General features: G+C 63.9%; 13 protein-coding genes. 6 read left to right on the top strand and 7 right to left on the bottom strand.

Annotated elements, in window-relative coordinates:
* Positions 1–33: 33 nt before the first annotated feature.
* On the bottom strand, positions 34–414 hold the full coding sequence (locus A9971_RS19025; protein ID WP_011064026.1) for a DUF423 domain-containing protein: 381 nt from the start codon (positions 412–414) through the stop codon (positions 34–36).
* A 74-nt stretch (positions 415–488) separates the two neighbouring features.
* On the opposite strand from A9971_RS19025, the gene mtgA reads away from it, so the two are divergent.
* Positions 489–1,211 (top strand): monofunctional biosynthetic peptidoglycan transglycosylase, encoded by a 723-nt coding sequence (gene mtgA / locus A9971_RS19020; protein WP_183001161.1) that lies wholly within the window; start codon positions 489–491, stop codon positions 1,209–1,211.
* 146 nt (positions 1,212–1,357) lie between these two features.
* Here the strand turns inward: mtgA and rpoH are convergent, their stop codons facing one another.
* The 4 genes from rpoH to ftsY form a co-directional block, all read right to left on the bottom strand.
* Positions 1,358–2,212, bottom strand: a complete 855-nt coding sequence (gene rpoH / locus A9971_RS19015) for an RNA polymerase sigma factor RpoH (protein WP_011064028.1) — start codon at positions 2,210–2,212, stop codon at positions 1,358–1,360.
* Positions 2,213–2,325: 113 nt separating this feature from the next.
* Positions 2,326–3,348, bottom strand: a complete 1,023-nt coding sequence (gene ftsX, locus A9971_RS19010; RefSeq protein ID WP_015637373.1) for a permease-like cell division protein FtsX — start codon at positions 3,346–3,348, stop codon at positions 2,326–2,328.
* Entirely contained in the window at positions 3,345–4,016 is a 672-nt protein-coding gene (gene ftsE / locus A9971_RS19005; RefSeq protein ID WP_011064030.1) for a cell division ATP-binding protein FtsE, read from the bottom strand. Before ftsE ends, ftsX begins: the two co-directional genes overlap by 4 nt.
* Positions 4,013–5,530 carry a signal recognition particle-docking protein FtsY gene (ftsY, locus tag A9971_RS19000; protein ID WP_183001162.1) on the bottom strand — a complete coding sequence of 506 codons (1,518 nt, stop codon included), beginning with the start codon at positions 5,528–5,530 and terminating at the stop codon, positions 4,013–4,015. The genes ftsE and ftsY overlap by 4 nt, the downstream gene beginning before the upstream one ends.
* Positions 5,531–5,885: 355 nt before the next feature.
* Here ftsY and A9971_RS18995 point away from each other — a divergent pair, with 355 nt between their 5' ends.
* The 5 genes from A9971_RS18995 to A9971_RS18975 all read left to right on the top strand — a co-directional run bounded on the left by A9971_RS18995 (position 5,886) and on the right by A9971_RS18975 (position 11,297).
* Positions 5,886–7,241, top strand: a complete 1,356-nt coding sequence (locus A9971_RS18995) for a pitrilysin family protein (protein WP_072443566.1) — start codon at positions 5,886–5,888, stop codon at positions 7,239–7,241.
* The gene (locus A9971_RS18990) at positions 7,234–8,724 is read left to right on the top strand and encodes a pitrilysin family protein (RefSeq protein ID WP_183001164.1); all 1,491 of its coding nucleotides are present in this window, start codon (positions 7,234–7,236) and stop codon (positions 8,722–8,724) included. The genes A9971_RS18995 and A9971_RS18990 overlap by 8 nt, the downstream gene beginning before the upstream one ends.
* The gene (gene rsmD / locus A9971_RS18985; RefSeq protein ID WP_011064034.1) at positions 8,724–9,344 is read left to right on the top strand and encodes a 16S rRNA (guanine(966)-N(2))-methyltransferase RsmD; all 621 of its coding nucleotides are present in this window, start codon (positions 8,724–8,726) and stop codon (positions 9,342–9,344) included. The genes A9971_RS18990 and rsmD overlap by 1 nt, the downstream gene beginning before the upstream one ends.
* A 131-nt stretch (positions 9,345–9,475) precedes the next feature.
* Entirely contained in the window at positions 9,476–10,477 is a 1,002-nt protein-coding gene (locus tag A9971_RS18980; protein WP_019095297.1) for a hydrolase, read from the top strand.
* Positions 10,470–11,297, top strand: a complete 828-nt coding sequence (locus A9971_RS18975) for an AraC family transcriptional regulator (protein ID WP_183001166.1) — start codon at positions 10,470–10,472, stop codon at positions 11,295–11,297. The genes A9971_RS18980 and A9971_RS18975 overlap by 8 nt, the downstream gene beginning before the upstream one ends.
* A 138-nt stretch (positions 11,298–11,435) precedes the next feature.
* Here A9971_RS18975 and A9971_RS18970 read toward each other — a convergent pair whose 3' ends face one another.
* Both A9971_RS18970 and A9971_RS18965 read right to left on the bottom strand, forming a co-directional pair.
* Positions 11,436–12,290, bottom strand: a complete 855-nt coding sequence (locus A9971_RS18970; RefSeq protein ID WP_011064037.1) for a sulfurtransferase — start codon at positions 12,288–12,290, stop codon at positions 11,436–11,438.
* A gap of 33 nt (positions 12,291–12,323) precedes the next feature.
* Entirely contained in the window at positions 12,324–12,995 is a 672-nt protein-coding gene (locus tag A9971_RS18965) for a TetR/AcrR family transcriptional regulator (protein WP_011064038.1), read from the bottom strand.
* Between the last annotated feature and the right edge of the window lie 24 nt (positions 12,996–13,019).

The following is a 13,019-nucleotide window of genomic DNA, read 5'->3' as shown; positions in this document are numbered from 1 at the left end:
GCCCGATCATGACCTAAAGGTCAGCTACAAGCGTCAGCCGGCAACTTGCAGGCGCCAGGCGGCAAGCCCCAGCAGGAACCAGCCGACCAGGAAGGCCACACCGCCGAAGGGGGTGATGATCCCCAGCTTGCTGGTGCCAGTCAGGGTCAGCAGGTACAGGCTACCGGAGAACAGCAGGATGCCCAGGGTGAAGGCAGCGCCGGCCCAGGTCACCAGCCGCCCGGGAATATGAGCCGCCAGCAAAGCGACGCCGAACAACGCCAGGGCATGCACCAGTTGATAGGTAACACCTGTATGAAAAATAGCCAGGTAGTCCGTGCTCAGGCGGTTTTTAAGACCGTGGGCGGCGAAAGCGCCAAGGGCAACCCCGGTGAAACCGAAGAAGGCGGCCAGCATCAGGAAGCCACGCAACATGAGGAACTCCAGTCAGATTCAGCACAAAGGGTCTGTATAATGGCGCGCTCAACGGGTTCGGCCAAGCCATCTCTATGCTGCGTTATCTGTTTCGTCGTCTTGTAAAAGCCTTGATGTGGTTCATGGTCGGCAGCGTCCTGCTGGTGCTGCTGTTGCGTTTCGTACCGCCACCGGGCACCGCCCTGATGGTAGAGCGCAAGATCGAGTCCTGGGTCGACAACGACCCCATCGACCTGCAGCGCATCTGGAAGCCTTGGGATGAAATCTCCGACAACCTCAAGGTGGCGGTGATCGCCGGCGAGGATCAGAAATTCCCCGAGCACTGGGGCTTCGATATCGATGCAATCCAGGCAGCGTTGATCCACAACGAAAGGGGCGGCTCGATCCGTGGCGCCAGTACCCTGAGCCAGCAAGTGTCGAAAAACCTGTTCCTGTGGTCCGGCCGCAGCTACCTGCGCAAGGGACTGGAAGCCTGGTTCACCGCGCTGATCGAGGTGTTCTGGCCCAAGCAGCGGATTCTTGAGGTCTACCTCAACAGTGTCGAATGGGATGAAGGGGTGTTCGGGGCAGAAGCCGCGGCGCGCCATCACTTCGGCGTCAGCGCGGCCAATCTGTCACGCCAGCAAGCCAGCCTGCTAGCCGCTGTCCTGCCCAATCCAAGGGTGTGGAGCGCAGCACGTCCCAGCACTTATGTGATGCAGCGGGCGGGCTGGGTTCGGCGGCAGATGAGCCAGTTGGGTGGAGCCGATTACTTGAATCGGCTGAACGAGTCGCGCAGGGCGCCCTGGGCGGAGTAACCCGGATTTGGCTTTGCGCCGGTTCTTCTTGAGCATGTTCGAGATGGGTGCTGGGCTGGGGATTCGCCGGCAAGCCGGCTCCGACGCCAACCGCACAAACAAAAACGCCCCGAGGTAATCGGGGCGTTTTGCATGACGCTTCAGGCTTAAGCGGCGATGGACAGTTTCAGCTTGTTCATCGCGCTTTTTTCCAGCTGGCGAATCCGCTCGGCCGAAACGTTGTACTTCTGCGCCAGGTCGTGCAGCGTGGCTTTCTCTTCGGCCAGCCAGCGCTGGTAGAGGATGTCACGGCTGCGTTCGTCCAGCACTTCCAGGGCTTCGTGCAGGTTGCTGGTGGAGTTGTCGCTCCAGTCGGCATCCTCAAGTTGCAGCGCCGGGTCGTAGCGGTGGTCTTCCAGGTAGTTGGCTGGCGACTGGAAGGCGCTGTCGTCGTCCGCTTCCGCAGCCGGATCGAACGCCATGTCCTGGCCGGTCAGCCGGCTTTCCATTTCCCGCACTTCACGAGGCTCCACGCCCAGGCTTTCCGCCACGCGGTGAACTTCTTCGTTGTTCAGCCAGGCCAGACGCTTCTTCTGGCTGCGCAGGTTGAAGAACAGCTTGCGCTGCGCCTTGGTGGTAGCAACCTTCACAATCCGCCAGTTACGCAGGATGAACTCGTGAATTTCCGCCTTGATCCAGTGCACGGCAAAGGACACCAGGCGCACACCCATTTCAGGGTTGAAGCGCTTCACGGCTTTCATCAGGCCAACGTTGCCTTCCTGGATCAGGTCAGCCTGGGCCAACCCGTAGCCGGAATAGCTACGGGCGATATGTACGACAAAACGCAGGTGGGCGAGCACCATCTGCCGAGCCGCCTCAAGATCCTGCTCATAGTAGAGACTCTCGGCCAGTTCACGCTCCTGCTCGGGTGTCAGCAATGGAATGCTGTTCACCGTGTGCACATAAGCCTCCAGGTTTGCGCCTGGAACCAATGCGTAAGCAGGTTGCAAAGAAGTGGTCATACGAAAAAACCTCCGACTCACATAACTCGTGCCGTTCAGCACTGCGAAAATTGACCGGAAACCGCGAAACAAGTTCCCAAAAATGCTGAAAGGTCAATACAAGCAAAAAGATATTACTTCGGTGCCAGTTCCCTCAGGTGACGGGCCACCGCAATCCACGCACCGATATAACCCAACAGCACCGCCCCTAGCAAGAGCGACAGACCATCGGCAACCGGCACCCCCGCGAGGGCAAAATCGCTGCCATACAAGCCAGCCAGACCGATTACCGCATCGTTCAGCCAGTTCAGGCCAAACGCCAATACACCCCAGGACAGGATCCCCGCGCCGAAACCATACAGCGCCCCCATATAGAGGAAGGGCCGACGAACATAACTGTCCGTGCCGCCGACGAGTTTAATCACTTCTATCTCGGTGCGGCGGTTTTCAATATGAAGACGAATGGTATTGCCTATCACCAAAAGTAATGCAGAAACCAGCAGCACCGTCAGGCCGAAGACAAAGCGGTCCCCCAGCTTGAGGATCGCCGCCAGCCGCTCGACCCATACCAGGTCCAGTTGCGCCAGTTGCACCTTGGGCATTTCCGACAACCGCTGGCGCAGGGCTTCCAGGGTCGCCTTGTCCACTTCGTTCGGTGTGACCAGCACTACACCCGGCAGCGGGTTATGGGGCAGTTCGCGCAAGGCCTCGCCCAGCCCGGACTGCTGCTGGAACTCCTCCAGGGCCTTTTCCTTGCTGATGAACTCGGCATCCGCCACACCGGGCAGGCCCTTGATCTCTTCACTGAGCTTCTCGCCCTCGGTGGCAGAAGCCCCCAGATCCAGGTACAGCGAGATCTGCGCCGCGCGCTGCCAGGAACCGCCCAGGCGCTCGACATTATTGAGCAACAGCGACAAGCCCATGGGCAGGCTCAAGGCCACGGCCATCACCAGGCAGGTAAAGAAGCTGCCGATGGGCTGTTTGCCCAGGCGCCGCAGGCTGTCCAGCAGGCTGGCGCGATGGCTTTCGATCCAGGCGTGCAGCAGGGTGCCGAAATCCGGGCCGTCGTCCTCGTCACGCTTTTTCTTCGGCGGTGGTGCTTCGGAAGCCTTGGGCGCTACGCGCTCCGCCACTTTAGGGGTACGTGTAGCACTCATACGCCGGCCTCCCCGTCGCCGATCAAGCGTCCGCGTTGCAAGGTCAGCATGCGGTGGCGCATACGGGCGATCAGTGCCAGGTCGTGGCTGGCGATCAGCACGCTGGTGCCCAGGCGGTTGATGTCTTCGAACACGCCCATGATTTCCGCCGCAAGACGCGGGTCGAGGTTACCGGTGGGTTCGTCCGCCAGCAGCAGAGCCGGGCGGTGGACGATGGCCCGGGCGATGCCCACGCGCTGCTGCTGGCCGGTGGACAGGTCGCCGGGGTACAGATCGGTCTTGTCCGACAGCGCTACGCGCTCCAGGGCCGAGTCCACCCGCTTGGCGATTTCCGCCTTGGACAGGCCGAGGATCTGCAGCGGCAGGGCGACGTTGTTGAATACGGTGCGGTCGAACAGCAACTGGTGGTTCTGGAACACCACGCCGATCTGCCGCCGCAGGAACGGGATCTGCGCATTGCTGATCTGCCCCAGGTCCTGCCCGGCCAGCAGCAGCTTGCCGGTGGTGGGACGCTCCATGGCCAGCAGCAGGCGCAGCAAGGTGCTCTTACCGGCGCCGGAATGGCCGGTGACAAACAGGAATTCGCCGCGACGCACGCGAAAGCTCAGCTCATGCAGGCCAACGTGACCGTTGGGGTAGCGCTTACCGACCTGTTCGAAACGAATCATGAACGCTCCCGCTCGGCAAACAGTGCCTGGACAAAGGGTTCGGCTTCAAAGGTACGCAAGTCGTCGATGCCTTCACCGACGCCGATATAACGGATCGGCAGGCCGAACTGCTTGGCCAGGGCGAAGATCACTCCTCCCTTGGCGGTACCGTCGAGCTTGGTCAGGGCCAGGCCGGACAACTGCACCGTCTGGTTGAACTGCTTGGCCTGGTTGATGGCGTTCTGGCCGGTACCTGCGTCCAGCACCAGCAGCACCTCATGGGGCGCGTCGGCATCGAGCTTGCCGATGACCCGACGGACTTTCTTCAGCTCTTCCATCAGGTTGTCTTTGGTGTGCAGGCGCCCCGCCGTGTCGGCGATCAGCACGTCAATGCCACGGGCCTTGGCCGCTTGCACCGCATCGAAGATCACCGAGGCCGAATCGGCACCGGTGTGCTGGGCGATGACCGGGATCTTGTTGCGCTCGCCCCAGACTTGCAGCTGCTCCACTGCCGCGGCGCGGAAAGTGTCGCCGGCGGCCAGCATGACTTTCTTGCCTTCCAACTGCAGCTTCTTCGCCAGCTTGCCGATGGTGGTGGTCTTGCCGGCGCCGTTGACGCCCACCACCAGGATCACGAACGGCTTGTTCTGGGCGACGATCTGCAGTGGTTGTTCCACCGGCTTGAGCATGCTGGTGAGTTCGGCCTGCAGCGAGGCATACAGCGCATCGGAGTCGGTGAGCTGCTTGCGTGCCACCTTCTGGGTCAGGTTCTGGATGATCACCGAAGTCGCCTCGACCCCGACGTCTGCGGTCAGCAGGCGGGTTTCCAGGTCTTCCAGCAATTCGTCATCGATGGCCTTCTTGCCCAGGAACAGGCTGGCCATGCCTTCGCCAATGCTGGCGCTGGTCTTGGACAGGCCCTGCTTGAGGCGGGCGAAGAAGCCGATCTTGCTCTCTTCGGCGGGACGGACGGACTCGGTCACAGGCTCGGGCTCTGCCGCCGCCACAACCGGCTCGGCTACAGGAGCAGGAGCAGGAGCAGGAGCAGGAGCAGGAGCAACAGGTTCAGGGGCGACGAATACCGGGGCAACCGGGGCTTGCACCTCGACCACGGGGGCCGGGGTAACCACCGGGGCTTCGACCACCGGCTCAGGGTGCACGGCAACAGCCGGAATCGGCGGAGCCACATGCTCGGCCTGGGCGTCTTCCACCAGGGCCACGGGTTCTTCCGCCACCGGCAGGGTCAACCAGGGCTTGTGCTCGGCGCTTGGCGCCAGCGGCAGGTCGGGCGCCGCGGGGGCCGCCGGTTCAGGCGCGATGTGCGGTTGCAGCACCGGCTCGGCCATTGGCAGCACCACCGGCTCGGCCGGGGCTACGCTGGCGGCAGGTTCGATGACCGGGGTCGGTGCCGGCTCGGCAGGCACTTGCGGCTGTTCGACGACGGGTTCCTGCGGCTTTTTGCGCAGCCATCCGAACAGGCCTTTCTTCTCGCCAGCCGCGGCTGGGGTCTTTTTGTCGTCGTTGGAACCAAACATGGAGACGGCTATCTCAAGGTAGCGATGCGCCACTGGGCGCCTCGGTAAATAAATATTCGATGCAGAACAGACTGTGTTTCATCCAGCTTGTTCACGCGCAACATGTTGTCGAAATGCCCAAAAGCACTTCAAGGAGCGATTTTACTAAAGGACTGGAACGGCAAAATCGGCGAAAAGTCGAAGTCTAGCTGGTAAATCAGGGCTTCTTGCCGGTAACTCATACAACCTGCTCAAGTACATGCTGATCCGCGAAGACCTGATAGGCGTGGCCGCCAGTAAAACGGATCAGTATCCTAGCACCTCCTCGCCCGCACAGGCTAAGACCAAGCGGGCAGCCCAACAGGTTTAAAAACGAATGAATGCTCTAGCCCGCCGCGCCGCAGGCCTGCTGCTCAGCACAGTTTGTCTGCCCCTTGCAGCCCTGGCTGCCGACCCTCAACCCACCCATGAATTCACCCTCGACAACGGCCTCAAGGTCGTGGTCCGCGAAGATCATCGCGCGCCGGTGGTGGTGTCCCAGGTCTGGTACAAGGTCGGCTCCAGCTACGAAACCCCGGGCCAGACCGGTTTGTCCCACGCCCTGGAACACATGATGTTCAAGGGCAGCGAGAAAGTCGGCCCCGGCGAGGCCTCCCTGATCCTGCGGGACCTGGGCGCCGAAGAGAACGCCTTCACCAGCGACGACTTCACGGCCTATTACCAGGTCCTGGCCCGCGACCGCCTGGGCGTGGCCCTGGAGCTGGAAGCCGACCGCATGGCCAGCCTGCGCCTGCCGGCCGACGAGTTCAGCCGCGAAATCGAGGTCATCAAGGAAGAGCGCCGCCTGCGCACCGACGACAAGCCGATGTCCAAGGCCTACGAGCGCTTCAAGGCCATGGCCTACCCGGCCAGCGGCTACCACACGCCGACCATCGGCTGGATGGCCGACCTGAACCGGATGAAGGTCGAGGAACTGCGCCACTGGTACCAGGCCTGGTACGTGCCGAACAATGCCACCCTGGTGGTGGTCGGCGACGTCACCCCGGACGAGGTGAAAACCCTGGCCCAACGCTACTTCGGCGCGATCCCCAAGCGTGACGTGCCACCTGCGAAGATCCCCATGGAGCTGGCCGAGCCCGGCGAGCGCCTGATCACCTTGCACGTCAAGACCCAACTGCCGAGCCTGATGCTGGCCTTCAACGTGCCGAGCATCGCCACCGCCGAAGACAAACGCGCGGTGAACGCCCTGCGCCTGGCCGCGGCCCTGCTGGACGGCGGCTACAGCGCCCGCATCCCGACCCAGCTGGAGCGCGGCGAAGAGTTGCTGTCCGGCGGCTCCACCAGCTACGACGCCTACACCCGGGGCGACAGCCTGTTCATGCTTTCGGCCACCCCCAACAGCCAGAAGAAGAAAACCATCGCCCAGGCCGAAGCCGGGCTGTGGCGCCTGCTGGACCAGTTGAAGACCACCCCGCCATCCGCCGAGGAACTGGAGCGGGTGCGAGCTCAGGTGATCGCCGGGCTGGTCTACGAACGTGATTCCATCACCAGCCAGGCCACCGCCATCGGCCAGCTGGAAACCGTCGGCCTGTCGTGGAAGCTGATGGACACCGAGCTTGCGGAACTGCAAAGCGTGACCCCGGAAGACATCCAGAAGGCCGCCCGCACCTATTTCACCCGGGAACGTATGAGCGTGGCCCATGTACTGCCTGAGGAGTCCGCTCATGATTAAGCGCCAGAAAGCTTCACCGGTCCTGCTGGGGCTGGCCCTGGTGGCCCTGCTCACCGCCGGCGGCCTGTACCTGTCGAACTCCGGCCAGACCAACGCCAGCCAGGCCCTGGACAACGCCAAGACCAGCCAGAAGCTCCAATCCCTGGCCGAGCTGGATGGCAAGGCCCCCAGCCATCGCAACCTGGACGTGCAGACCTGGAACACCGCCGAAGGCGCCAAGGTACTGTTCGTCGAAGCCCGCGAGCTGCCGATGTTCGACCTGCGCCTGATCTTCGCCGCCGGCAGCAGCCAGGACGGCAACGCGCCGGGCGTGGCCCTGCTGACCAACGCCATGCTCAACGAAGGCGTGGCCGGCAAGGATGTAGGCGCCATCGCCCAGGGCTTCGAAGGCCTGGGTGCGGATTTCGGCAACGGCGCCTACAAGGACATGGCCGTGGCCTCGCTGCGCAGCCTGAGCGCTGTGGATAAGCGCGAACCGGCGCTGAAGCTGTTCGCCGAAGTGGTGGGCAAGCCGACCTTCCCCGCCGACTCCCTGGCGCGGATCAAGAACCAGATGCTCGCTGGCTTCGAATACCAGAAGCAGAACCCCGGCAAGCTGGCCAGCCTGGAGCTGATGAAGCGCCTGTATGGCACCCACCCTTACGCCCATGCCAGCGACGGCGATGCCAAGAGCATCCCGCCGATCACCCTGGCCCAGCTCAAGGCTTTCCACGCCAAGGCCTATGCCGCAGGCAACGTGGTGATCGCCCTGGTCGGCGACCTGTCCCGCAGCGATGCCGAGGCGATTGCCGCACAGGTCTCCGCCGCCCTGCCAAAAGGCCCGGCGCTGGCGAAGATCGAGCAACCTGCCGAACCCAAGGCCAGCATCGGCCATATCGAGTTCCCGTCGAGCCAGACCAGCCTGATGCTGGCGCAACTGGGCATCGACCGTGACGACCCGGACTACGCCGCTGTCTCCCTGGGCAACCAGATTCTCGGCGGTGGCGGCTTCGGCACCCGGCTGATGAGCGAAGTGCGCGAGAAGCGCGGCCTGACCTACGGCGTCTACTCGGGCTTCACCCCGATGCAGGCCCGCGGCCCGTTCATGATCAACCTGCAGACCCGCGCGGAAATGAGCGAAGGCACCCTGAAGCTGGTGCAGGACGTGTTCGCCGAGTACCTGAAGAACGGCCCGACCCAGAAAGAACTGGACGACGCCAAGCGTGAACTGGCTGGCAGCTTCCCGCTGTCCACCGCCAGCAACGCCGATATCGTCGGCCAGCTGGGCGCCATGGGTTTCTACAACCTGCCGTTGAGCTACCTGGAAGACTTCATGCGTCAATCCCAGGAGCTGACGGTGGAGCAGGTCAAGGCCGCCATGAACAAGCACCTGAATGTCGACAAGATGGTCATCGTCAGCGCCGGCCCCACCGTCGCACAAAAGCCGTTGCCGCCCCCCACTGACAAACCCGCCGAGCAGCCGCTCGGGGTTCCGGAGCATTAATGGCCCGTCCAGCCCGTCCCAGCAAGAAACCCGTCCACAACCAGCACAATGGCGTGGGCCAGTTGCGCATCATTGGCGGCGAATGGCGCAGCCGCAAGCTGAGCTTCCCCGACCTGCCGGGGCTGCGACCGACCCCGGACCGAGTGCGTGAAACCCTGTTCAACTGGTTGGCGCCCTATGTGGCCGGGGCCAAGGTCATCGACCTGTTCGCCGGCAGCGGCGCGGTGTTTCTCGAAGCCCTGTCCCGTGGCGCCGCCACGGGCCTGGCCCTGGACAGCAGCAGCGTGGCCATTTCCAGCCTGCGCGAGCACCTGGGGACCCTGCGCTGCACCGTCGGCCAGGCCCAGACCGCCGACGCCCTGCGCTACCTGGAAACCCAGCCGGCCACGCCGTTCGACCTGGCCTTCCTCGACCCGCCGTTCAATCAGAACCTGCTGCCCGCCGCCTGCGCCCTGCTGGAAGAGCGCGGCTGGCTGGCGGACGACGCCTGGATCTACACCGAAAGCGAAACCGCGCCATCGACCCTGGGGCTACCCGGAAGCTGGCGCCTGCACCGTGAACAAAAATCCGGGCAGGTGTATTACTCGTTGTGGCAACGTATGGCAGACAACGTCGCCTAGAACCTGATCACGACCTCGCGAGCAACGCTCAGGCCCGAGCCGCGCAGCAGATCGTAGACAGGCTCTCAAGCCGACCGGAACAAGGTACGCAGCCCGCCCGGGCTGCGCGCCGCTGCATCGAGACCCTCCCCGTGCCCGACTCGCCTGATCGCTTCACCCCCGCCTTCGGCCTTGGCAACCCGCACCTGCAGACCCTGTGGGGCCCGCTGTGGCGCCCGACCACTCACCTTGAGCGCCAGCGCGAACGCTTGTGGCTGGACGACGGCGACTTTCTCGACCTGGACTGGCACGGCCCCCATAGCGCCGACGCGCCCCTGGTGCTGGTGCTGCATGGTTTGACCGGTTCCTCCAACTCGCCTTACGTGGCCGGCCTGCAGCAGGCCCTGGCAACCCGGGGCTGGGCCAGCGCGGCGCTGAACTGGCGCGGCTGTTCCGGCGAGCCCAACCTGCTGCCCCGCAGCTACCACTCCGGGGCCAGCGAAGACCTGGCTGCAGCCATCGCTCACCTGCGGGCCAAGCGCCCCCAGGCGCCGCTCTATGCGGTGGGCTACTCCCTGGGGGGCAATGTGCTGCTCAAATACCTAGGGGAAAGCGGCAGCGACAGCCCGTTGCAAGGCGCCACGGCGGTATCGGTGCCGTTTCGCCTGGACCAGTGCGCCGATCGCATAGGCCAGGGGTTTTCCAAGGTCTACCAGGCGCACTTCATGCGCGAGATGCTGGCCTACATCAAGGACAAGCAGCGCCAGTTCCAGCACGACGGCCGCCACGAAGGCCTGGCCACCCTGGCGCAACTGGGGCCGCTGACCAAGATGCGCACCTTCTGGGACTTCGACGGCCGGGTCACCGCGCCGCTGCACGGCTTTGCCGATGCCCAGGACTATTACCGCCGTGCCTCCAGCCGCTATTTCCTGGGGCAAATCCGCACCCCGACCCTGATCATCCAGGCCGCGGACGACCCCTTCGTATTCCGTCACAGCCTGCCCGAAGCCAGCGAGCTATCCGCCAGCACCCAGTTCGAGCTGCAGGCCAAGGGTGGCCATGTGGGTTTTGTCGACGGCAGCCTGAAACACCCCGGCTATTACCTGGAGCGGCGGATCCCGCAGTGGTTGGCTGGCCTGGATCGCCATGGATAAGCCAGCCCGGGAATCGATCCGCTTCTGGCAGAGTGCGCCCCTGGCCGGGGTCGAGTTGCTGGCCGCGCGTTACATCGAGCAGCGTTTCGTGCCCCATGTGCATGAGGGCTATGTGATCGGCATGATCATGGCCGGTGCCCAGCGCTACCGCTATCGCGGAGCCGAGCATTTGGCGGGCAGTGGCACCCTGGTGCTGATCAACCCGGACGAGCTGCACACCGGGGCCAAGGGCGTGGAAGACGGCTGGCTGTACCGCGCCTTCTACCCGCAGAACCAGCAGATATTCGGCCTGCTGGATGAACTGGAACTGCCCAGCGGCAGCCTGCCGGCCTTCGGCGCCACCTTGTACCGCGATCCGGACCTGGTACAGGGTTTTGCCCGCCTGCACCACCTGCTGGAAAGCCCGGCCACGGCCCTGCAACAACAGACCCAATGGCGAGAAATGCTGCTGTTGCTGTTGCAACGGCACGCCGGAGTGCGGGCACCAGGTGAACCCGGGCAGGAACACCGGGCCATCGTCCAGGCCAAGGAGTTGCTGCGCTCGCAGCTGGCGGCGCCGCCTTCACTGGAGGAACTGGCAGCAGCGGTGAACCTGTCACCGTTCCATTTCGCCCGGGTGTTTCGCCGGGCTACGGGGATTCCGCCCCACACCTGGTTGATGCAACAGCGCATCGCCAAGGCCCGGGCCTTGCTGCGTGATGGCTGCCTGCCCCTGGAAGTGGCGACACAACTGGGGTTTGCCGACCAGAGTCACCTCAGTCGGCAGTTCAAGCAGGTGTATGGGGTAGCGCCGGCGGCTTATCGCAGTGCCGTGGTGTAGGCGGCGCGGCTATCGCTCCTACAGACTCACCTGCGTCCCTGCAAACGCTATCGCGAGCAAGCTCGCTCCTACAGGTTCGCGGGGGCCTGCGGGCCGTAGGAGCGGGCTTGCCAGCGAAGGGGCCGCGGGTAAAGGCCGTCAGTCACCGGTGGCGACAGGCCGCTGCGCATCGGTGATCCACTCGCTCCACGAACCGGCATACAGCCGCCCCAGGGGGTAGCCGGCCAGGCTCAGGGCAAACAGGTTGTGGCAGGCGGTGACTCCAGAACCGCAATAGGCCACCAGTTGCTGCGGGTCACGCCCGGCCAGCTTCTGCGCGAAACGCTGCTTGAGCTGATCGGCCGGTAGAAAGCGCCCATCCTCCCCCAGGTTGTCGGTGAACGCCGCGCATTGCGCCCCGGGAATATGCCCGGCCACCGGGTCGATGGGTTCCACTTCGCCACGAAAGCGCGGCAGGCCACGGGCATCCAGCAGGGTCAGGTCCGCCTGGCCCAGGCGCTTGCCCAGGTGCTCGGCATCCAACAGCAGGCTGTGATCAGGGTGCCCGACGAACTGCCCCGGCGCGTTTTCCGGGGCATCCAGGCTCAGCGGCAAGCCAGCGGCGTGCCAGGCTTTCAGGCCACCATCGAGAATGAAAACGCCATCACGCTTGCCCAGCCAGGCCAGCAACCACCAGGCACGAGCGGCGTAGGAACCGGGGCCGTCGTCGTAGAGCACGATCTCGCTGTCGTTATCGATGCCCCAGGCCTGCAGGCGCGCCACCAACTGCGCGGGCTCCGGCAACGGATGCCGACCGGTCACGCCCTTGATCACCGGCGCGCTCAGATCCCGGTTCAGGTCCGCGAAATGCGCCCCGGCGATATGCCCGTCGGCGTAACTGCGCTGGCCGTAATCCGGGTCTTCCAGAGCAAAGCGACAATCCAGAATCACCAGGCCGGGCTGCTGTTTCTTCTGGTCCAGGGCAAGCGGGCTGATCAACTGCGCGAGGGGCATGGCGGGCTCCTGTGAATAAGTTGGAGGTTGATCCTACTGCACTTCTTCCAGGGCTTGGGCCAAGGGCACATAAAACTCTTCGAACAGGCCGTTGACCGCCTCCCGGGCCTGGTCGGTGACGAAACCGGCCTCCAGCACCAGCACCTGGTACACCCCGCGCTTGATGGCTTCTTCGCTCAGGTGCGTGGAGTTTTCCCGGGTCGTGCACAGAAAGCGCACCCAGGAGGTGAGGATGATCCAGGCATTGAGGGTCAGGGATTCGATCTGCACCTTGTCCATGGCGACGATCCCGGCGTCGACGAAACGCCCGTAGATGGCCATGCCCTGGATCAGGCAGCGCTGGGAAAAGCGTCGGTAGCGCGCAGCCAGCTCGGGGTCGCTGTCCAGCAGGTGCTCCAGGTCGCGGTGCAGGAAGCGATAGCGCCACATGGCCGCCAGCAGAGCCTGCAGGTAGTAGCGCTTGTCTTGCACGGTGACCGCGCGCCCGGGGGGCGGTCGAAGGAAGCTGTCCACCAGGCTTTCGTACTCGGCAAACAGCACGGCGATGATCGCCTGCTTGTTGGGGAAGTGGTAGTACAGGTTGCCCGGGGAAATCTCCATGTGCGCCGCAATATGGTTGGTGCTGACGTTACGCTCGCCCTGCTGGTTGAAGAGTTCAAGGCTGAACTGGACGATGCGTTCGCGGGTTTTTATGCGTGGGGCCATGGGCGTGGGCTTTAATCAGAAGGC

It is taken from the genome of Pseudomonas sp. UME65 (assembly GCF_014170225.1).
Lineage (GTDB): Bacteria > Pseudomonadota > Gammaproteobacteria > Pseudomonadales > Pseudomonadaceae > Aquipseudomonas > Aquipseudomonas protegens.
The sequence above is the reverse complement of the archived record's forward strand: the minus strand, read 5'-3'. Positions and strand labels throughout refer to the sequence as shown.